Source organism: Dactylosporangium sp. CA-152071 (assembly GCF_050936335.1).
GTDB classification, from domain to species: Bacteria; Actinomycetota; Actinomycetes; order Mycobacteriales; family Micromonosporaceae; genus Dactylosporangium; species Dactylosporangium maewongense.
This window is the reverse complement of record NZ_JBNJMZ010000001.1, coordinates 6,816,327-6,837,241: the sequence shown is the minus strand read 5'-3', so window position 1 is coordinate 6,837,241 and position 20,915 is coordinate 6,816,327. Positions and strand designations below refer to the sequence as shown.

At 67.7% G+C, this 20,915-nt stretch carries 21 protein-coding genes and 1 pseudogene; all 22 read right to left on the bottom strand.

Annotation, left to right across the window (positions count from 1 at the left end; genetic code table 11):
* Window positions 1-2 precede the first annotated feature (2 nt).
* The 22 genes and pseudogenes from rplN to rplJ all read right to left on the bottom strand — a co-directional run bounded on the left by rplN (window position 3) and on the right by rplJ (window position 20,784).
* Window positions 3-371 carry a 50S ribosomal protein L14 gene (gene rplN, locus ACQEVZ_RS30795; RefSeq protein WP_033357657.1) on the bottom strand — a complete coding sequence of 123 codons (369 nt, stop codon included), beginning with the start codon at window positions 369-371 and terminating at the stop codon, window positions 3-5.
* Between the two features lie 76 nt (window positions 372-447).
* Window positions 448-729: a 30S ribosomal protein S17 gene (gene rpsQ, locus ACQEVZ_RS30790; protein ID WP_033357658.1), complete on the bottom strand. Its 282-nt coding sequence runs from the start codon at window positions 727-729 to the stop codon at window positions 448-450.
* A gap of 2 nt (window positions 730-731) precedes the next feature.
* The gene (gene rpmC / locus ACQEVZ_RS30785; protein ID WP_344501832.1) at window positions 732-971 is read right to left on the bottom strand and encodes a 50S ribosomal protein L29; all 240 of its coding nucleotides are present in this window, start codon (window positions 969-971) and stop codon (window positions 732-734) included.
* Window positions 971-1,396 (bottom strand): 50S ribosomal protein L16, encoded by a 426-nt coding sequence (gene rplP, locus ACQEVZ_RS30780; protein WP_190249381.1) that lies wholly within the window; start codon window positions 1,394-1,396, stop codon window positions 971-973. The genes rpmC and rplP overlap by 1 nt, the downstream gene beginning before the upstream one ends.
* 3 nt (window positions 1,397-1,399) lie before the next feature.
* Entirely contained in the window at window positions 1,400-2,245 is an 846-nt protein-coding gene (rpsC, locus tag ACQEVZ_RS30775) for a 30S ribosomal protein S3 (protein ID WP_344501833.1), read from the bottom strand.
* Between the two features lie 89 nt (window positions 2,246-2,334).
* Window positions 2,335-2,784: pseudogene (gene rplV, locus ACQEVZ_RS30770) on the bottom strand (50S ribosomal protein L22); the annotation flags it as partial.
* Between the two features lie 26 nt (window positions 2,785-2,810).
* Entirely contained in the window at window positions 2,811-3,092 is a 282-nt protein-coding gene (gene rpsS, locus ACQEVZ_RS30765) for a 30S ribosomal protein S19 (protein ID WP_203845081.1), read from the bottom strand.
* A 12-nt stretch (window positions 3,093-3,104) separates the two neighbouring features.
* On the bottom strand, window positions 3,105-3,944 hold the full coding sequence (gene rplB / locus ACQEVZ_RS30760; protein ID WP_344501834.1) for a 50S ribosomal protein L2: 840 nt from the start codon (window positions 3,942-3,944) through the stop codon (window positions 3,105-3,107).
* Between the two features lie 12 nt (window positions 3,945-3,956).
* Window positions 3,957-4,259 (bottom strand): 50S ribosomal protein L23, encoded by a 303-nt coding sequence (gene rplW / locus ACQEVZ_RS30755; protein ID WP_203845079.1) that lies wholly within the window; start codon window positions 4,257-4,259, stop codon window positions 3,957-3,959.
* 2 nt (window positions 4,260-4,261) lie between these two features.
* Entirely contained in the window at window positions 4,262-4,927 is a 666-nt protein-coding gene (gene rplD / locus ACQEVZ_RS30750; protein ID WP_344501835.1) for a 50S ribosomal protein L4, read from the bottom strand.
* Window positions 4,924-5,595: a 50S ribosomal protein L3 gene (gene rplC, locus ACQEVZ_RS30745; protein ID WP_344501836.1), complete on the bottom strand. Its 672-nt coding sequence runs from the start codon at window positions 5,593-5,595 to the stop codon at window positions 4,924-4,926. Before rplC ends, rplD begins: the two co-directional genes overlap by 4 nt.
* Window positions 5,596-5,606: 11 nt before the next feature.
* Entirely contained in the window at window positions 5,607-5,915 is a 309-nt protein-coding gene (rpsJ, locus tag ACQEVZ_RS30740; protein WP_018347762.1) for a 30S ribosomal protein S10, read from the bottom strand.
* 371 nt (window positions 5,916-6,286) lie between these two features.
* Window positions 6,287-7,480, bottom strand: a complete 1,194-nt coding sequence (gene tuf, locus ACQEVZ_RS30735) for an elongation factor Tu (protein ID WP_344501837.1) — start codon at window positions 7,478-7,480, stop codon at window positions 6,287-6,289.
* A 130-nt stretch (window positions 7,481-7,610) separates the two neighbouring features.
* On the bottom strand, window positions 7,611-9,710 hold the full coding sequence (gene fusA, locus ACQEVZ_RS30730) for an elongation factor G (protein WP_363397279.1): 2,100 nt from the start codon (window positions 9,708-9,710) through the stop codon (window positions 7,611-7,613).
* A 47-nt stretch (window positions 9,711-9,757) separates the two neighbouring features.
* Complete coding sequence (gene rpsG, locus ACQEVZ_RS30725; RefSeq protein ID WP_033357670.1) at window positions 9,758-10,228, bottom strand: 30S ribosomal protein S7; 471 nt, start codon at window positions 10,226-10,228, stop codon at window positions 9,758-9,760.
* 1 nt (window position 10,229) lies between these two features.
* A complete protein-coding gene (rpsL, locus tag ACQEVZ_RS30720) occupies window positions 10,230-10,604 on the bottom strand; it encodes a 30S ribosomal protein S12 (protein WP_033357671.1) in 375 nt (124 codons plus the stop codon).
* A gap of 387 nt (window positions 10,605-10,991) precedes the next feature.
* Entirely contained in the window at window positions 10,992-11,471 is a 480-nt protein-coding gene (locus tag ACQEVZ_RS30715; protein WP_433372937.1) for a hypothetical protein, read from the bottom strand.
* 1 nt (window position 11,472) lies between these two features.
* On the bottom strand, window positions 11,473-11,808 hold the full coding sequence (locus tag ACQEVZ_RS30710; RefSeq protein WP_433372934.1) for a hypothetical protein: 336 nt from the start codon (window positions 11,806-11,808) through the stop codon (window positions 11,473-11,475).
* A 76-nt stretch (window positions 11,809-11,884) separates the two neighbouring features.
* A complete protein-coding gene (locus ACQEVZ_RS30705) occupies window positions 11,885-15,772 on the bottom strand; it encodes a DNA-directed RNA polymerase subunit beta' (protein ID WP_344501841.1) in 3,888 nt (1,295 codons plus the stop codon).
* Window positions 15,773-15,855: 83 nt separating this feature from the next.
* A complete protein-coding gene (locus ACQEVZ_RS30700; protein WP_344501842.1) occupies window positions 15,856-19,281 on the bottom strand; it encodes a DNA-directed RNA polymerase subunit beta in 3,426 nt (1,141 codons plus the stop codon).
* 513 nt (window positions 19,282-19,794) lie between these two features.
* A complete protein-coding gene (gene rplL / locus ACQEVZ_RS30695; protein WP_344501843.1) occupies window positions 19,795-20,178 on the bottom strand; it encodes a 50S ribosomal protein L7/L12 in 384 nt (127 codons plus the stop codon).
* 42 nt (window positions 20,179-20,220) lie between these two features.
* Complete coding sequence (gene rplJ / locus ACQEVZ_RS30690; RefSeq protein WP_344501844.1) at window positions 20,221-20,784, bottom strand: 50S ribosomal protein L10; 564 nt, start codon at window positions 20,782-20,784, stop codon at window positions 20,221-20,223.
* Window positions 20,785-20,915 lie beyond the last annotated feature (131 nt).

The following is a 20,915-nucleotide window of genomic DNA, read 5'->3' as shown; positions in this document are numbered from 1 at the left end:
GGTTACAACACCTCCGGCGCGAGCGAGATGATCTTCATGAAACGCTTGTCCCGGAGCTCACGCCCGACCGGGCCGAAGATGCGGGTACCACGGGGGTCACCGCCGTCCTTGATGATCACGGCGGCGTTCTCGTCGAACCGGATGTAGGACCCGTCCGGCCGGCGCCGTTCCTTGGTGGTCCGGACGACGACGGCCTTGACCACGTCGCCCTTCTTCACGCCGGCGCCCGGGATGGCGTCCTTCACGGTGGCCACGATGATGTCGCCGATGCCTGCATAGCGGCGACCCGAGCCACCGAGCACACGGATGCACAGGATCTCCCGGGCACCCGTGTTGTCGGCGACGCGCAGCCGCGACTCCTGCTGAATCACGCTTGTCTCCTAATGTCTGCCAGTTCTCGGCACCGGCGCTTCGAGGGCCGGTGCCGAGCTTGGCGGAACGACGGCCTTACTTGGCCTTTTCGAGGATCTCCACGACCCGCCAGCGCTTGGTGGCGGACAGCGGCCGGGTCTCCATGAGCAGCACCCGGTCGCCGATACCACACGCGTTCTGCTCGTCGTGCGCCTTGAGCTTGTTGGTGCGGCGCATGACCTTGCCGTACAGCGGGTGCTTGACCTGGTCCTCGACCGCCACGACGACGGTCTTGTTCATCTTGTCGCTGACCACGAGGCCCTCGCGGACCTTGCGGCGGCCGCGCACCTCGGTGCTCTCGGTCGTCTGCTCGCTCATGCTCATGCCACCTCAGCCACAGCGTCGGGCGCGGCTGAGAGACCCAGCTCACGCTCGCGCATGATCGTGTAGATCCGGGCGATGTCCTTGCGGATGATCTGCAACCGCCCGTGGTTGTCCAGCTGGCCGGTGGCCGACTGGACGCGGAGGTTGAACAGCTCCGCCTTCGCTTCCCGGAGCTTCTCGACCAGACTCTCGTCGGACAGCTCGCGCAGCTCGGTCGCCTTGATTCCGGCGGCCATCAGACATCAGCCCCTTCACGCGTGACGATCCGGCACTTCAACGGAAGCTTGTGGATCGCGCGGCGCATTGCCTCGCGGGCGATCTGCTCGTTCGGGAACGACATCTCGAACAGGATCCGGCCCGGCTTGATGTTGGCCACCCACCACTCGGGGGAGCCCTTGCCGGAACCCATGCGGGTCTCGGCCGGCTTCTTGGTGATGGAGCGGTCCGGGAAGATCGTGATCCAGACCTTGCCGCCACGACGGATGTGCCGGGTCATGGCGATACGGGCCGCCTCGATCTGGCGGTTCGTGATGTACGCGGGCTCGAGGGCCTGGATACCGAACTCACCGAAGACCACGCGGGTGCCGCCCTTGGCCGGACCGTGACGGTCCGGGTGGTGCGGCTTGCGGAAGCCCTTCGGGGGCTTACGAGGGATCAGCATTCGTCAGCCCTCCTGAGGCGTCTCTGCCGGAGCGGACTCCGCCGGGGCCGCGTCGGGCGTCACCTCGGCGGCCTGCGCCGCAGCGGCGGCCCGGCCGGCCTCGGTGCCACCGGCGGTCGTGCCGGAGGAGCCGGAGCGCCCGCGACGCGGCCGCTCGGGCCGGTCGGTGCGCTCGCGACGGCCACCGCGCGGAGCGGCGGCCTCGGCCGGCGCCTCGCGACCCGGGACGGCGTCGCCCTTGTAGATCCAGACCTTCACGCCGATGCGGCCGAAGGTGGTACGGGCCTCGAAGAAGCCGTACTCGATGTTGGCCCGCAGCGAGTGCAGCGGAACACGACCCTCACGGTAGAACTCCGTGCGGCTCATCTCGGCGCCGCCGAGGCGGCCGGAGACCTGCACCCGGATGCCCTTGACGAGCGTGTTCTTCATCGCGGACTGCATCGCCTTGCGCATCGCACGGCGGAAGCTGACCCGGCTGGACAGCTGCTCGGCCACGCCCTGCGCGACGAGCTGCGCGTCCGACTCGGGGCTCTTCACCTCAAGGATGTTGAGCTGCACCTGCTTGCCGGTCAGCTTCTCGAGCTCGTTGCGGATGCGGTCGGCCTCGGCGCCCTTGCGGCCGATGACGATGCCCGGGCGGGCCGTGTGGATGTCCACGCGGACCCGGTCGCGGGTGCGCTCGATGTCGACCTTGGCGATGCCGGCGCGCTCAAGGCCCTTGGACATCATCCGACGGATCTTGACGTCCTCGGCGATGTAGTCCTTGTAGAGCTTGTCGGCGTACCAGCGGGACTTCCAGTCGGTGCTGATGCCGAGCCGGAACCCGTGCGGGTGAACCTTCTGACCCATTACTCGGTCCCTTCCTCGGCGTCAGCCTTCGGCGTCGCCTTCGTGGCCTTCTTCGCCGGAGCGGCCTTCTTCGCCACGGGCGCCTCGACCTCGTCGGTCTCGTCGGTCTCCGGCGTCACGGCCTTCGCCGCCTTGGTCGCCTTCGCCACGCCGGCCTTGGCCGCGCGGGCCTGGGCGGCGGGGACACTCTCGACCACGATGGTGATGTGGCTGGTCCGCTTGCGGATCCGGTACGCGCGACCCTGCGCCCGCGGACGGAACCGCTTGAGCGTCGGGCCCTCGTCGACGTACGCCTCGGCGACCAGGAGCGAGTCCGGGTCGAGCCGCTCGTTGTTCTCTGCGTTGGCGATGGCGCTCGCCAGCACCTTGTAGACCGGCTCGCTCGCCGACTGCGGGGCGAACTGCAGCACCGTCAGTGCGTCGCGCGCGGGCAGGCCGCGGACGAGGTTCACCACCCGGCGGGCCTTCATGGGCGACACGCGCACATGGCGCGCGATCGCCCGGGCACCGGGCAGCGCCGCCGCTGCTTTCGTTGGCATTGGGAAATCCCCTTTAGTTGGCTGCCTTAGCGGCGGCGGCTCTTCCGGTCGTCCTTCTCGTGACCCTTGAACGTGCGGGTCAGCGCGAACTCGCCGAGCTTGTGCCCGACCATCGCCTCCGTCACGAAGACGGGAACGTGCTTACGCCCGTCGTGGACGGCGATCGTGTGCCCGAGCATGTCGGGGATGATCGTCGACCGGCGCGACCAGGTCTTGATGACGTTCTTGGAGTTCTTGGCGTTCTGGACTTCCACCTTCTTGATGAGGTGGTCGTCGACGAACGGGCCCTTCTTGAGGCTGCGAGGCATTGCTCAGGCTCCTTAGCCGCGCTTCCGGGTGGCGTAACGCCTACGGACGATGAGTCGGTCGCTCGGCTGGCCCTTGCGCCGCGTGCGGCCCTCCGGCTTGCCCTTCGGGTTGACCGGGTGGCGACCACCCGAGGTCTTACCCTCACCACCACCGTGCGGGTGGTCGATGGGGTTCATGGCGACACCACGGACGGTCGGGCGCTTGCCCTTCCAGCGCATGCGGCCGGCCTTGCCCCAGTTGATGTTCGACTGGTCGGCGTTGCCGATCTCGCCGACGGTCGCCCGGCAGGTGACCTCGACGCGCCGGATCTCGCCGGACGGCATGCGCAGCGTCGCGTACTGGCCCTCACGGCCCAGCAGCTGGATGCCCACGCCGGCCGAGCGGGCCAGCTTCGCGCCGCCGCCCGGGCGCAGCTCCACCGCGTGCACGGTGGTGCCGACCGGGATGTTGCGCAGCGGGAGGTTGTTGCCCGGCTTGATGTCGGCGCCGGCCCCGGCCTCGACGCGGTCGCCCTGCTTCAGGTCCTTCGGCGCGATGATGTACCGCTTCTCGCCGTCGGCGTAGTGCAGCAGCGCGATGCGCGCGGTGCGGTTGGGGTCGTACTCGATGTGCGCGACCTTGGCGGGGATGCCGTCCTTGTCCGCCCGGCGGAAGTCGATCAGCCGGTACTGACGCTTGTGGCCGCCGCCCTGGTGGCGCGCGGTGACGCGGCCGTGGACGTTGCGTCCGCCCTTGCTGGGCAGCGGAACGAGGAGCGACTTCTCGGGCGTCGATCGGGTGATCTCGGCGAAGTCGGCGACGCTCGAACCACGACGACCCGGGGTCGTCGGCTTGTATTTACGGATAGCCATCGTCTATACCCCTCAGCTGACCGGTCCGCCGAAGGCTTCGATCCGGTCACCGTCGGCGAGCTTGACCATCGCCCGCTTCGTGTCCTTGCGCTTGCCCCAGCCAGTGCGGGTCCGCTTGCGCTTGCCTTCGCGGTTGATGGTGTTGACCGACAGGACGCGGACGTTGAAGATCTGCTGAATCGCGATCTTGATCTCGGTCTTGTTCGCGTCCGGGTGCACCAGGAACGTGTACCAGTTGCGGTTGAGCTCGCTGTAGCTCTTCTCAGAGACCACCGGCTGGATGATCACGTCGCGTGGATCGGCGATCGTCGCCATGATCAGGCCTCCTCGGTGGTCTCGGCGGCGTCGGCAGCGCCGGCGGCCGGCACGCCGAGGAACTCGTCCAGCGCCGCGGTCGTGAAGATGACCTGGTCGGCGAGGAGCACGTCGTGCGTGTTGAGCTGGTCGGCGACCAGGAGGTGCACCGACTGCTCGTTGCGCAGGCTCAGCCAGTTGGCCTCGTCGTCGCGCGGGAGGACCACGAGGACCCGGCGCGCGTCGGTGATGCCGCGCAGCACCTTCAGGGCGTCCTTGGTCTTCGGGGTGTCGCCGTTGATGAAGTTCTCCACGACGTGGATGCGACCCTCGCGGGCCCGGTCGGAGAGCGCGCCACGCAGGGCGGCGGCCTTCATCTTCTTGTTCACCCGCTGGGTGTAGTCACGCGGCACGGGGCCGTGCGTGACGCCACCGCCGGTGAACTGCGGCGCGCGGATCGAGCCCTGGCGGGCACGGCCGGTGCCCTTCTGCTTGTAGGGCTTCTTGCCGCCGCCGGACACCTCCCCGCGGGTCTTGACCTTGTGCGTGCCCTGGCGGGCCGCGGCGAGCTGCGCGACGACGACCTGGTGCAGCAGCGGGATGCTGGCCTGCGCGTCGAAGATGTCGTCCGGCAGCTCAACGGTGCCGTTGGTGGCGCCGTCTGCCGTCTTGATGTCAACGGTGGTCACTTGGTGATCCCACCTTTCTGCGCCTTCACCGCGACCTTGGCGGCACTCCGCAGCAGCACGAGGCTGCCCTTCGGACCGGGGACCGCACCCTTGATGAGGATCAGGCCCTGCTCCAGCTCGACCGCCTGGACGGTCAGGTTCTGCACGGTGAAGCGCGCCCCACCCATGCGACCGGCCATCTTCACGCCCTTGAAGACGCGACCCGGGGTCGCGCAGGCGCCGATGGAGCCGGGCGAGCGGTGCTTGCGCTCGACACCGTGGCTCGCGCGGAGGCCGTGGAAGCCGTGCCGCTTCATGACACCGGCGTAGCCCTTGCCCTTGGTCCGGCCGGTGACGTCGATCCGCTGGCCGGCGGCGAAGAGGTCCGCGGTGATCTCCTGGCCGAGCGAGTATTCGCCGGCGTCGGAGGTCCGCAGCTCGACGACGTGCCGACGGGGAGCGACGTCCGCCTTGGCGAAGTGGCCCGACCGCGGCTTGTTGACCTTGCGCGGGTCGATCTGGCCCCACGCGAGCTGGACCGCGGAGTAGCCGTCGTTGTCAGCCGTGCGCACCTGGGTCACGACGCACGGGCCGGCCTGCACCACAGTCACCGGGACGACCTTGCCGTTGTCCCAGATCTGGGTCATGCCGAGCTTCTCACCCAGGATGCCCTTGACTTGCCTGTCCATAAGTCCGGTCCCTACAGCTTGATCTCGATGTCGACACCAGCCGGCAGGTCGAGCCGCATGAGCGAGTCAACCGTCTTCGGGGTCGGGTCGATGATGTCGATCAGACGCTTGTGCGTGCGCATCTCGAAGTGCTCGCGCGAGTCCTTGTACTTGTGCGGCGAGCGGATCACGCAGTAGCGGTTGATCTCAGTGGGCAGCGGCACCGGCCCAGCGACCTGAGCCCCGGTGCGCGTGACCGTCTCGACGATCTTCCGCGCCGAGGAGTCGACGACCTCGTGGTCGTAGGCCTTGAGCCGGATGCGGATCTTCTGTCCCGCCATGGTGGCTTCAGTTCCCTCTCTCATGCGAGGTCTCTCGACCTCGCGGAACCCCGAAGGGTCCGGTGCCGCCTATTTGGTTTGTCCGACCCCCGCGGTCGGGCGTGTCGCGGCCAAGGGCCAGGCTCCGCCGCCGACGTCCTTCGCAGGACCGCTGGTGGCTCAGGAGACCTACCCCAGGGCGTGCCACGCCCGGTTCGCGGAGGTGAGCGCCAGCCGCTTGGACTGACGCCGCGCGGAAGCGGTCGAGACTTCTCAGAGCTGCCGATATGGCGTGACAGCTGGATATAGAGCAGTCTCGACCGCCCCGCGACGCAACCCGACCATTATGCCGCATGACTTGCGACAAAGTGAAATCGGGGTGCTTCAGGTCCTTACTTGAGGATCTTCGTCACACGGCCGGCGCCGACGGTGCGGCCACCCTCGCGGATCGCGAAGCGGAGGTTCTCCTCCATGGCGATCGGCTGGATGAGCTGCACGGTCATGCCGGTGTTGTCGCCGGGCATGACCATCTCGGTGCCCTCGGGCAGCGTGACGACGCCGGTGACGTCCGTGGTGCGGAAGTAGAACTGCGGACGGTAGTTCTGGAAGAACGGGGTGTGCCGGCCACCCTCCTCCTTGGAGAGGATGTAGACGGTCGCCTCGAACTCGGTGTGCGGGGTGTTGCTACCCGGCTTCACCACGACCATGCCGCGCTCGACGTCCTCGCGCTTGATACCACGCAGGAGCAGGCCGACGTTCTCACCGGCGCGCGCCTCGTCGAGGATCTTGCGGAACATCTCGATGGCGGTGCAGGTGGTCTTCATCGACTTGGCCTTGATGCCGACGATCTCGACTTCCTCGTTCGGCTTGAGGATGCCACGCTCGACACGACCGGTGACGACGGTGCCACGACCGGTGATCGTGAAGACGTCCTCGACGGGCATGAGGAACGGCTTCTCGGTCTCACGCTCGGGCTGCGGGATCGCGCTGTCCACGGCGCCCATGAGCTCCATGAGGGCGTCCGACCACTTCGGGTCGCCCTCGAGGGCCTTCAGGGCCGAGACGCGCACGACCGGCGCGTCGTCGCCGGGGAACTCCTGGCTCGACAGGAGCTCACGGACCTCGAGCTCGACGAGCTCCAGGAGCTCCTCGTCCTCGACCATGTCGCTCTTGTTCAGCGCCACCACGATGTAGGGGACGCCGACCTGGCGGGCCAGCAGCACGTGCTCGCGGGTCTGCGGCATCGGGCCGTCGGTCGCCGCGACCACCAGGATCGCGCCGTCCATCTGCGCGGCACCGGTGATCATGTTCTTGATGTAGTCGGCGTGGCCCGGGCAGTCAACGTGGGCGTAGTGCCGGGCTTCGGTCTGGTACTCGACGTGCGCGATCGAGATCGTGATGCCGCGGGCCTTCTCCTCCGGCGCCTTGTCGATCTCGTCGAACGGGGTGTAGGGGTTCACGTCCGGCATGCGGTCGTGGAGCACCTTGGTAATGGCCGCCGTCAGCGTCGTCTTCCCGTGGTCGATGTGACCGATGGTGCCGATGTTGACGTGCGGCTTAGTCCGCTCGAACTTCGCCTTCGCCACTGGTGTCCTCCTGTGGACTTCTGGTTCGCGGTGCGTCGACGCCTGAAGCGTCGACGCACCCTGTCGACTTGGGTCTGGCGGCTGAAGCCTTCAGGCCCGCTGATGCAGCCTCGCGGCCGCGGACCGGGAACTACTCCCCGGTCGCCTTCGCGATGATCTCCTTGGCGACGTTCGCGGGAACCTCGGCGTAGGAGTCGAACTGCATCGAGTAGCTCGCCCGGCCCTGGGTCTTCGACCGCAGGTCGCCGACGTAGCCGAACATCTCCGACAACGGCACCGTGGCGCGGACGACACGGGCACCGCCACGCTCCTCCATCGCCTGGATGGTGCCACGCCGGGAGTTGAGGTCGCCGATCACGTCACCCATGTTCTCTTCCGGGGTGGTGACCTCGACGGCCATCAACGGCTCGAGGAGAGCGGGGGTAGCCTTGCGGGCCGCCTCCTTCATCACCATCGAACCAGCGATCTTGAACGCCATTTCCGACGAGTCGACCTCGTGGTACTGCCCGTCGAGCAGCGTCAGCTTCACGCCCACCATCGGGTAGCCCGCGAGCACGCCGTACTGCATCGCGTCCTGGGCGCCGGCGTCGACCGAAGGGATGAACTCCTTCGGGATGCGACCGCCCGAGACCGCGTTGACGAACTCGTACGTCGGGCCGTCCGCCGTCACCTCGAGCGGCTCGAGCTTGACGATGACCTTCGCGTACTGACCCGAGCCACCGGTCTGCTTCTTGTGCACATAGTCGATCTTGTCGACGATGCCCTTGATGGTCTCGCGGTAGGCCACCTGCGGCTTGCCGATGTTGGCCTCGACGCTGAACTCGCGGCGCATCCGGTCGACCAGGATGTCCAGGTGCAGCTCGCCCATGCCGGCGATGATGGTCTGCCCGGTCTCCTCGTCGTTCTTGACGCGGAAGGTCGGGTCCTCCTCGGCCAGCCGCTGGATGGCGGTGCCCAGCTTCTCCTGGTCGGCCTTGCTCTTCGGCTCGATGGCGACCTGGATGACCGGCTCCGGGAAGGTCATCGACTCGAGGATGACCGGGTGGGCCGGGTCGCAGAGGGTGTCACCCGTGGTGGTCTGCTTGAGACCCTGCACGGCGATGATGTCACCCGCCTGAGCGCTTGGGCGCTCCTCACGCTTGTTCGCGTGCATCTGGTAGATCTTGCCGATCCGCTCCTTGCGGTCCTTGGTGGAGTTGACCACCTGGGAGCCGGACTCGAGCGTGCCGGAGTAGATGCGCACGTAGGTGAGCTTGCCGAGGTGCTTGTCCGTCTGGATCTTGAAGGCCAGGCCGGAGAACGGCTCGCTGTTGGACGGCTTGCGCAGCAGCGGCGTCTCGCCGTCGGTCGCCACGCCCTCGACGGCCGGGATGTCCAGCGGCGACGGCAGGAACTCCACGACGGCGTCGAGCATGGGCTGGACGCCCTTGTTCTTGAACGCCGAACCGCAGACGACCGGGTTGAGCTTGCCGGCGATGGTCGCCCGGCGGATCGCGGCCTTGAGCTCCTTGACGTCGAACGTCTCACCGTCCAGGTAGCGGACCATGATGTCGTCGTCGGTCTCGGACAGCGTCTCCAGGAGCTTGTCCCGGTACTCGTTGGCCTGGTCGACGAGATCCGCGGGGATCTCCTCGATGGCGTAGTCCTCACCCTTCTGGGTCTCGCCGCGCCACGTCAGCGCGCGCATCTCCAGCAGGTCGACGACGCCGATGTGGTCGCCTTCCAGACCGATCGGGATCTGCAGCACCAGCGGGGTCGCGTTGAGCCGGTCGACCATCATCTGCACGCAGCGGAAGAAGTCGGCACCGGTGCGGTCCAGCTTGTTGACGAAGCACATACGCGGGACGTTGTACTTGTCGGCCTGCCGCCAGACGTTCTCGGTCTGCGGCTCCACGCCGGCGACGCCGTCGTAGACCGCCACGGCACCGTCCAGGACCCGCAGCGACCGCTCGACCTCGACCGTGAAGTCGACGTGGCCGGGCGTGTCGATGATCTGGATGACGTGGCCCTTCCACTCGCACTTCGTGGCGGCGGAGGTGATGGTGATGCCCCGCTCCTGCTCCTGCTCCATCCAGTCCATGACGGCTGCGCCCTCGTGGACCTCACCGATCTTGTACGTGATACCGGTGTAGAAGAGGATGCGCTCGGTCGTCGTCGTCTTACCGGCGTCGATGTGCGCCATGATGCCGATATTGCGGACCTTGGCGAGGGCAGCGTCTACGGCAGCCACTTCGAATCCCTACTTCGCTCTCGTCGGATTGCTTGGTAAAGCGTCGCTTACCAGCGGTAGTGCGCGAAGGCCTTGTTGGACTCCGCCATCTTGTGGGTGTCCTCGCGGCGCTTCACCGAAGCACCGAGCCCGTTGCTGGCGTCGAGCAGCTCGTTCATGAGCCGCTCCACCATGGTCTTCTCACGACGGGCGCGCGAGTAGGTGACCAGCCAGCGCAGGCCCAACGTCGTCGCCCGGGGAGGGCGCACCTCGACCGGCACCTGGTAGGTCGCGCCACCGACGCGGCGGCTGCGGACCTCGAGGGTCGGCTTGACGTTGTCCATCGCGCGCTTCAGCGTGACGACGGGGTCCGTGCCCGACTTCTCCCGGCAACCCTCGAGAGCGCTGTAGACAACGCGCTCGGCGAGCTGACGCTTGCCCTCGACCAGGATCTTGTTGATCAGCTGGGTGACGAGCAGGGAGTTGTAGACCGGGTCCGCCACCAGGGGCCGGCGCGGCGCGGGGCCTTTACGCGGCATGTCAGCTCTTCTCCTTCTTCGCGCCGTACCGGCTGCGAGCCTGCTTGCGGTTGCGGACACCCTGGGTGTCCAGCGAACCACGAATGATCTTGTACCGGACGCCGGGGAGGTCCTTCACACGGCCACCACGGACCAGCACGATCGAGTGCTCCTGAAGGTTGTGACCGACACCGGGGATGTAGGCCGTCACCTCGATACCGTTGCTCAGTCGCACGCGGGCCACCTTGCGCAGGGCCGAGTTCGGCTTCTTCGGCGTGGTGGTGTACACACGCGTGCAGACGCCACGCCGCTGCGGGCTGCCCTTGAGCGCCGGCGTCTTGGTCTTGCTCAGCTTCGCCTGGCGGCCCTTGCGGACCAGCTGCTGGATCGTAGGCACTGGGCCTGTCTCCCTTCGGCCTCGCGGCCGCACGTCTTCTTCTTCGCTGTCTCCACGGCGTGACCGGCACCCGCGGTCGGGCGTGTCGCCCGCCGCGCGAACCCGGTCCAAGAAGTGCCAACCGGGTTTCGCGGTTTGCGTCCACCCTCAACCCGCGGAGGCGGGCCGTTGTGGACGCACGCACGAGTTGCCCGGCAAAGCCGGGCACGAGGGGAAAGAGTACCCACCGTGAGGACGCTGGTCAAAATCGACGGCTCGGCCCCATGACGGAACACTCTTCACACCAAGAGTACCTGGTGTCTGATCCGTCCGTCCCGGGGGTCGCGTTCTCGGCGTCGGGGCCGGTCAGGGCCGGTCGGGGGCGCTCTCGCGGGCGCTCACGGGCCCTCATGGGCTCGTGGAGGTGGCCGCGGCCACAAAGGCCAGCAGCAGGGACAGCACGCCGACGCCCGCGCCGGTGGAGCCCAGCACCACCCCGGTGATCGCCATCCCGCGGCCGCTGACCAGCCGGCCCGCCTGGCGGACCTGGCGCATGCCGAAGACGCCGAGGCCGATCGCGCCGAGGCCGAGGAACACGGCCAGCACGGTGAACGCGCCGCCGGCGAGCGGGCCCCACCCCTCGGGCGCGCCGAGCAGGCCGAGGCAGCCCACGAACAGGCCGACGAAGACCGATGCGATGCCGGCGACGAGGCTGCCGATGGCGGGGCCGCTCGGGGTCGCCTGAACGAGGGGGTAGGCCACCCCGAAGGGGGTCCCCTGGACGACGTCGATCCGCATGCCCTGCTGCGCGACGGGCTGGGCCGGCGGCTGGTGCTGGTAGGGCTGCTGGTGCTGGTGGGGCGGCTGCTGTTGGTAGGGGTAGGTCACGTCAGTTCACCAGCGGGTCGAAGTCCGTGCCGCGGCCCCGGGCATAGGCCAGCAGGCCCAGGATCGCCAGGACGACCAGCGTGGCGATCGACAGCACGATGCCGGTCCAGGCGAGCCGCACGCCGTTGCGGAGCCTCCTGGCGCCCAGCAGGAAGCCCTCCGCGGCCACCAGCTCGCGGTGCGACTGCCGGGCCATCAGCAGCGCCAGGGTCGCCGGGATCGCCCCGCCGAGGAACGGCCCGGTCACCACCGACAGCAGGCCCAGCCCGAACACGGCCGAGGCCTTGGTGGCGCGGACCGGGTCGGGGTCGAGCGGATGGCGCGTCGAGGACGTCACCACCCGAGCCTATCCGGTCCACGGGAAGAGGGCGGGGCCCCGTGGGGTCCCCGCCCTCTTCGTCGTCCGGTGGTGCTTAGCGGAAGGAGCCCAGGTCGAAGTCGTCCAGGGGGACCGCCTGCCCGCTGGCCGGGCCGAAGCCGTAGTCGGCCTCCGGGTAGCCGGTCATCGAGTAGACCTTCGCCTTCGCCTCCTCGGTCGGCTCGACCCGGATGCTGCGGTACTTGCTGATGCCCGTACCGGCCGGGATGAGCTTGCCGATGATGACGTTCTCCTTCAGACCGATCAGCGAGTCGCTGCGCGCGTGGATCGCCGCGTCGGTCAGCACCCGGGTCGTCTCCTGGAACGAGGCCGCGGACAGCCACGACTCCGTCGCGAGGGACGCCTTGGTGATACCCATGAGCACGGGACGGCCGGCCGCCGGCTCGCCGCCTTCGGCGACGACGCGACGGTTCTCCGCCTCGAAGAGCGCACGGTCGACCAGCACACCGGGCAGGAACTCGGTGGAGCCGGAGTCGATGACCGTGACCCGCTTGAGCATCTGCCGGATGATGATCTCGATGTGCTTGTCGTGGATGAGCACGCCCTGCGAGCGGTACACCTCCTGGACCTCGGACGTCAGGTGGACCTGGACCGCCCGGGGACCCATGATGCGCAGCAGCTCGTGCGGGTCGATCGTGCCCTCGGTGAGCTTCTCACCGACCTCGACGTGCTCGCCGTCCTGGTAGCGCAGCTTGACGCGCCGGCTGAGCTTGTCGTGGACGATCTCCTCGCTGCCGTCGTCCGGCACGATGATGATCTTCCGCATCCGCTCGCCGTCTTCGATGCGCACGCGACCGGGGGTGTCGGCGATGGGCGCCTTACCCTTCGGCACGCGGGCCTCGAAGATCTCCTGCACACGGGGCAGACCCTGGGTGATGTCCTCACCCGCGACACCACCGGTGTGGAAGGTACGCATCGTCAGCTGCGTGCCCGGCTCACCGATCGACTGGGCGGCGATGATGCCGACCGCCTCGCCGACGTCGACGGTCTTGCCCGTGGGCAGCGACCGGCCGTAGCAGGCGCCGCAGACGCCGAGCTTCGACTCGCAGGTGAGCACGCTACGGACGCGGACGGTCTCGGTCCCGGCGGCGACCAGCAGGTCGACCGTGATCGAGTTGATGTCCGTGCCACGCTCGGCGACGAGCTTGCCGTCCTTGTCACGGACGTCGTCGGCGAGGGTACGGGCGTGCACGCCCGTCTCCGCGTGCTGGTGGATGCGCATGACGCCGTCGTGCAGCTCGCCGACCGTCATCGGGATGGCGCGGTCGGTGCCGCAGTCCTCCTCGCGGATGATGACGTCCTGCGACACGTCGACCAGACGACGGGTCAGGTAACCCGAGTCGGCGGTCCGCAGCGCGGTGTCGGCCAGACCCTTACGGGCACCGTGCGTGGAGATGAAGTACTCCAGCACGGACAGACCCTCCCGGTAGCTGGCCTTGATCGGCCGCGGGATGATCTCACCCTTCGGGTTGGCCACCAGGCCACGGATCGCGGCGATCTGGCGGAGCTGGAGCAGGTTACCGCGGGCGCCCGAGTTGATCATCTTCCACAGCGGGTTCTCCTGCGGCAGCGCGCTTTCCATCTCCTTGGCGACCTCACCGGTCGCCTTGGTCCAGATCTCGATGAGCTCGCCGCGGCGCTCCTCGGCCGTCATGAGACCGCGCTGGTACTGCTTGTCGATCCGCTCGGCCTCCTTCTCGTAGCGCTCGAGGATCTCGCGCTTGCGAGGCGGCTGGATGACGTCTTCCATGCCGATGGTGACGCCGGACCAGGTGGCCCAGTGGAAGCCGGCCAGCTTGAGCGCGTCCAGGGTCGCCGCGAGGGAGACCTTCGGGAAGCGCTCGGCGAGGTCGTTGACGATCGCCGACAGCTGACCCTTGCGGATCTCGTAGTTGACGAAGCGGTACCCCACCGGGAGCGTCTCGTTGAAGAGCACCCGGCCGAGGGTCGTCTCGACCGTGACCGTGTCGCCGGACTGCCAGCCCTCGGGGGCCTCCCACGGCTGGCCGGAGGCGCCGTTGTCGACCCCGATGATGCCCCGGAGCCGGATCTTCACCGGTGCCTGCAGGTGCAGCTCGCCGTTGTCGAACGCCATCCGCGCCTCGGCGTCGGAGCTGAAGGTGCGCCCCTCGCCCGTCAGGCCCTTCTGGATGTGCGTCAGGTGGTACAGGCCGATGACCATGTCCTGGGTGGGCATGGTGACCGGCTTGCCGTCGGCCGGCTTGAGGATGTTGTTGCTGGACAGCATGAGGATGCGGGCCTCGGCCTGCGCCTCCGCGGACAGCGGCACGTGCACGGCCATCTGGTCGCCGTCGAAGTCGGCGTTGAAGGCGGTGCAGACGAGCGGGTGGATCTGGATGGCCTTGCCCTCGACCAGCTGCGGCTCGAAGGCCTGGATGCCCAGGCGGTGCAGGGTCGGCGCGCGGTTGAGCAGCACCGGGTGCTCCGCGATGACCTCCTCCAGCACGTCCCACACGACCGGACGCTGACGCTCGACCATGCGCTTGGCCGACTTGATGTTCTGCGCGTGGTTGAGGTCCACCAGGCGCTTCATCACGAACGGCTTGAACAGCTCCAGCGCCATCTGCTTCGGCAGGCCGCACTGGTGCAGCTTGAGCTGCGGGCCGACGACGATGACCGAACGGCCGGAGTAGTCGACGCGCTTGCCCAGCAGGTTCTGACGGAAGCGACCCTGCTTGCCCTTGAGCATGTCGGACAGCGACTTCAGCGGCCGGTTGCCCGGGCCGGTGACGGGACGACCGCGGCGGCCGTTGTCGAACAGCGCGTCGACGGCCTCCTGCAGCATCCGCTTCTCGTTGTTGACGATGATCTCCGGGGCACCCAGGTCGATCAGGCGCTTGAGCCGGTTGTTGCGGTTGATCACGCGCCGGTACAGGTCGTTGAGGTCGCTGGTGGCGAACCGGCCACCGTCGAGCTGCACCATCGGACGCAGGTCCGGCGGGATGACCGGGACGCAGTCCAGGACCATGCCCAGCGGCGAGTTGGCGGTGTTGAGGAACGCCGCGACGACCTTGAGCCGCTTGAGGGCCCGGATCTTGCGCTGGCCCTTGCCGCTGCGGATGGTCTCGCGCAGCGACTCGGCCTCGTCGTCGAGGTCCAGGTTCTCCAGCAGCGCCTTGATCGCCTCGGCACCCATGGCGCCGGTGAAGTACTCACCGAACCGGTCGCGCAGCTCGCGGTAGAGCAGCTCGTCGGTGATGAGGTTCTTGCGGTCCAGCTTGCGGAACGTGTCCATGACCTCGTCGAGACGGTCGATCTCACGCTGCGCGCGGTCCCGCATCTGGCGCATCTCGCGCTCGCCGGACTCCTTGACCTTGCGGCGCACGTCGGCCTTCGCGCCCTCGGCCTCGAGCTCGGCCAGGTCCTGCTCCAGCTTGGCGGCGCGCTTCTCGATCTCCGAGTCGCGGGCGTTCTCCGCCTGGCGCTTCTCCGCCGAGACCTCGTTCTCGAGGGTGGCGAGGTCGCGGTGGCGGGCCTCCTTGTCGACGCTCGTGATCACGTACGACGCGAAGTAGATGATCTTCTCGAGGTCCTTCGGCGCCAGGTCGAGCAGGTAGCCGAGCCGGCTGGGCACGCCCTTGAAGTACCAGATGTGCGTGACCGGGGCGGCGAGCTCGATGTGGCCCATGCGCTCGCGGCGGACCTTGGCCCGGGTCACCTCGACGCCGCAGCGCTCACAGATGATGCCCTTGAACCGGACCCGCTTGTACTTGCCGCAGTAGCACTCCCAGTCCCGGGTCGGACCGAAGATCTTCTCGCAGAAGAGCCCGTCCTTCTCCGGCTTCAGGGTGCGGTAGTTGATCGTCTCGGGCTTCTTGACCTCGCCATGCGACCACTGGCGGATGTCGTCGGCAGTGGCCAGACCGATGCGCAGTTCGTCGAAGTAGTTGACGTCGAGCACTTCGTCTATGTCCTCACGATTCAGTTGCTCGGGTAATTGCTAGGTCGTGGAGCGGGCGCCTTCGCGGGGCGCCCGCCCACGGATCAAACTTCCTCGACGCTGCTCGGCTCACGCCGGGAGAGGTCGATGCCGAGTTCCTCGGCGGCGCGGAACACCTCGTCGTCCGTCTCGCGCATCTCGAGGGCCACGCCGTCGCTGGAGAGCACCTCGACGTTCAGGCACAGCGACTGCAGCTCCTTGAGGAGCACCTTGAAGGACTCCGGGATGCCCGGCTCCGGGATGTTCTCGCCCTTGACGATCGCCTCGTAGACCTTGACGCGTCCGAGGACGTCGTCGGACTTGATCGTCAGCAGCTCCTGCAGCGCGTAGGCGGCGCCGTAGGCCTGCATCGCCCAGCACTCCATCTCACCGAAGCGCTGACCACCGAACTGCGCCTTACCACCCAGCGGCTGCTGCGTGATCATCGAGTACGGGCCGGTGGAACGGGCGTGGATCTTGTCGTCCACCAGGTGGTTGAGCTTGAGGATGTAGATGTAGCCCACCGCGATCGGGTCCGGCAGCGGCTCACCGGAGCGGCCGTCGAACAGCCGCGCCTTGCCGCTGGCACCGATGAGCTGGTTGCCGTCCCGGTTGGGCAGCGTGCTGCTCATCAGGCCGGCGATCTCTTCCTCCTTGGCGCCGTCGAAGACCGGGGTCGCGACGTTGGTGTCCGGCTCGGACTCCCCCGCGTTGATGGCCTTCAGCGCCCGCTTCCACTCGGTGTCGTCACCGTCGATCTTCCAACCTGTCTTGGCCACCCACCCCAGGTGGGTCTCCAGGACCTGGCCGATGTTCATCCGGCTCGGCACGCCGAGCGGGTTGAGCACGATGTCGACCGGGGTGCCGTCCTCGAGGAACGGCATGTCCTCGACCGGGAGGATCTTCGAGATGACGCCCTTGTTGCCGTGGCGGCCGGCGAGCTTGTCGCCGTCCTGGATCTTCCGCTTCTGGGCCACGTAGACGCGCACCAGCTCGTTGACGCCCGGGGACAGTTCGTCGCCGTCCTCCCGGCTGAACGTGCGCACGCCGATGACCGTGCCGGTCTCGCCGTGCGGCACCTTGAGGCTGGTGTCGCGCACCTCGCGGGCCTTCTCGCCGAAGATCGCGCGGAGCAGGCGCTCCTCCGGGGTCAGCTCGGTCTCACCCTTGGGGGTGACCTTGCCGACCAGGATGTCGCCGGTCACGACCTCGGCGCCGATCCGGATGATCCCCCGCTCGTCGAGGTCGGCGAGCATCTCCTCGCTGACGTTCGGGATGTCGCGGGTGATCTCCTCCGGCCCCAGCTTGGTGTCGCGCGCGTCGACCTCGTGCTCCTCGATGTGGATCGAGGTGAGGACGTCGTTCTGCACCAGCTTCTGGGACAGGATGATGGCGTCTTCGTAGTTGTGACCCTCCCAGGGCATGAACGCCACGAGCAGGTTGCGCCCGAGCGCCATCTCGCCCTCGTCGGTGCACGGACCGTCGGCGATGACCTGCCCCGCCTCGACCCGGTCGCCCTCGAAGATCACCGGCTTCTGGTTGACGCAGGAGCCGGAGTTGGAGCGGCGGAACTTGTGCAGCAGGTAGGTCCGGCGGTGGCCGTCGTCCTGGTGGATCGTGACGTAGTCGGCGCACATGTCCTCGACCACGCCGGCGACCTCGGCCACGACCACGTCACCGGCGTCGACGGCGGCACGGTACTCCATGCCGGTGCCGACGAGCGGGGCCTCGGCCTTGACCAGCGGCACCGCCTGGCGCTGCATGTTGGCGCCCATGAGTGCACGGTTGGCGTCGTCGTGCTCGAGGAACGGGATCATCGCGGTGGCGACCGAGGTCATCTGCCGCGGCGACACGTCCATGTAGTCGACCTGGTCGGCGGGGACGTTGTCGACCTCACCGCCCTTCCGGCGGACGAGGATGCGGTCCTCGGCGAAGTTGCCGTCGCTCTTGAGCGGAGCGTTGGCCTGCGCCTTGACGAACCGGTCCTCCTCGTCGGCGGTCAGGTAGTCGATCTGGTCGGTGACCCGGCCGTCGACAACCTTCCGGTACGGCGTCTCGACGAAGCCGAACGGGTTGACCCGCGCGAACGTCGAGAGCGCGCCGATGAGACCGATGTTGGGACCTTCAGGGGTCTCGATCGGGCACATGCGGCCGTAGTGCGACGGGTGCACGTCGCGGACCTCGAAGCCAGCCCGCTCACGCGACAGACCGCCCGGGCCGAGCGCGCTGAGGCGCCGGCGGTGGGTCAGGCCCGCGAGGGGGTTGGTCTGGTCCATGAACTGCGACAGCTGCGACGTGCCGAAGAACTCCTTGATCGCCGCCACGACGGGACGGATGTTGATCAGGGTCTGGGGCGTGATCGCCTCGACGTCCTGCGTCGTCATGCGCTCGCGGACGACGCGCTCCATCCGGGACAGGCCGACGCGGACCTGGTTCTGGATGAGCTCGCCGACCGTGCGCAGGCGCCGGTTGCCGAAGTGGTCGATGTCGTCGGCCTCGTAGCCCTCTTCGCCCGTGTGCAGGCGGCAGAGGTACTCGACCGTGGCGACGACGTCCTCTTCCGTCAGCACACCCTGGTTGATCGGGAGGTCCAACTCGAGCTTCTTGTTGAACTTGTATCGACCGACCTTGGCGACGTCGTATCGCTTCGGGTTGAAGAAGAGGTTGTCGAGGAGGGTCTGCGCGTTCTCACGCGTCGGCGGCTCGCCGGGGCGGAGCTTGCGGTAGATGTCTAGCAGGGCCTCGTCCTGGCCGGCGATGTGGTCCTTCTCGAGCGTCGTCATCATGAGCTCGGACCAGCCGAACTTCTCACGGATGCGCTCGGCGGACCAACCGATGGCCTTGAGCAGGACGGAGACGGCCTGCCGGCGCTTGCGGTCGATGCGGACACCGACGGTGTCGCGCTTGTCGATGTCGAACTCCAGCCAGGCACCCCGGCTCGGGATGACCTTGACGCTGGTGAGGTCGCGGTCGGAGGTCTTGTCCGGCTGCTTGTCGAAGTACACGCCCGGCGACCGGACGAGCTGGCTCACCACGACGCGCTCGGTGCCGTTGATGATGAAGGTGCCCTTGGGCGTCATCATCGGGAAGTCACCCATGAACACCGTCTGGCTCTTGATCTCGCCAGTGGTGTGGTTGGTGAACTCCGCCGTCACGAACAGCGGCGCGCAGTAGGTGAGGTCCTTCTCCTTGCACTCCTCCATGGGAGCCTTGACCTCGTCGAAGCGGGGCGCGGAGAACGACAGGGACATCGTGCCGGAGAAGTCCTCAATGGGACTGATTTCATCGAGGATCTCCGCCAGCCCGGAACGGGCGTGCGGATCACCGGCCGAGCGGCTCTGCCACTTCTCGTTGCCAACCAACCAGTCGAACGAGTCGGTTTGGATGGCAAGGAGGTTGGGAACCTCAAGGTGTTCGGTGATCCTGCCGAAGGAGACCCGGCGGGGAGCGTATGCGCTCGAACTGGTCTTCGCAGGGCGGGAAGCTGCCAAGATGCGTCCTTCCGAGGACCGGTGGTGCAGACAGGCCGTTTTGCGTGCAGCCTGACGACCCCCGATGCAAAGTGCCCACGAAGAGGCACTCCACGCCAGAGGTGAAGTCAGAAGACAGCGCAAACTAGCAGTGTAGCCGAAAGGCTAACCGCTGTCGAGCGGCCCCGTGCACGATGTTTCAACGATCTTTTTGAAGATCGCTGTTCCACCGGCCGAGCCGCTCGCGTCGGTCGAGGCCTGGGGCTCATCGGTCGATGTGCGCTGAACCAGACCCAAGAAGGATCGGGGCACATCTGTCGGGCCACCGGCCGCCGCGTCCGCGGAAGGCAGTGCCTGATTAGCGTGCCTGCCACCAGGTCATCGCGTCAAGGGTTCCCACGCGCGTCGGGCCACCGTGACGGAAATCTCGCACTCCGATCACAAGGTGTTGTGGTGGCCACCCCTAGATCTTGGGTCCTTACACACAAAGGGGCGGCCGCCGGTTTCCCGGCGACCGCCCCGCTGTGGTGCAAGTTACTTGAGGGTAACCTTGGCGCCCTCGGCCTCGAGCTTGGCCTTGGCCTTGTCCGCGGTCTCCTTGTTGGCCTTCTCGAGGACGGCCTTCGGCGCGGCCTCGACGAGGTCCTTCGCCTCCTTCAGGCCCAGGCCGGTCAGCTCGCGCACGACCTTGATGACCTGGATCTTCTTGCCGCCGTCGCCCTCGAGCACGACGTCGAACTCCGACTGCTCTTCCTTCTCCTCGACCGGAGCGGCAGCGGCGCCGCCGCCACCCATCATGACCGGCGCGGCAGCGGTGACGTCGAACGTGGTCTCGAACTCCTTCACGAACTCGGAGAGCTCGATCAGGGTCATCTCCTTGAACGCGTCGAGGAGTTCGGCGGTGCTCAGCTTCGCCATGTTGGCGTTCCTTTCGAAAAAAGTGATGTGGAGCGCGCGGGCCTATTCGGCCGCGTCGCTGCCGGCTTCCTGCGCGCTGCCGGAGTCCTGCTTGTCGGCGAGAGCCTGGATGGTGCGGGCGGCCTTGGACAGCGGCGCCTGGAACAGCGACGCGGCCTTGGACAGGCTGCCCTTCATCGCGCCGGCCAGCTTGGCCAGCAGCACCTCACGGGACTCCAGGTCGGCCAGGCGACGGACCTCGTCCGCGCTGATGGCCTTGCCCTCGAAAACGCCGCCCTTGATGACGAGCAGCGGGTGGGCCTTCGCGAACTCACGAAGGCTCTTCGCCGCCTCGACCGGGTCGCCGGAGACGAAAGCGAGCGCGGTAGGACCGGAGAACAAATCGTCGAGCCCGCTGATGCCCGCGTCCGTCGCGGCACGCTTCGCGAGCGTGTTCTTCGCGACGGCGTACGTGGTCTCGCGGCCCAGGCTGCGGCGCAGGGTCTTGAGCTGCGCCACGGTCAGGCCGCGGTACTCGGTCAGCACGGTGGCCGTCGAGCCCCGGAAGCTCTCGGTGAGCTCCGCGACCGCGGTGGCCTTGTCGTCTCGAACCGGCTTGTCCGCCATGTCCCTCCTCTCTCTTGCTACGGTGCTGGCCACGCTCTCGGGCGCACTCGCGGCAACGAAAAACGCCCCGGGCGCAGGGGCGCACGGGGCGGAGCGACATGTGTCGGCAACGCTTGTCCGGCCCTGCGCGG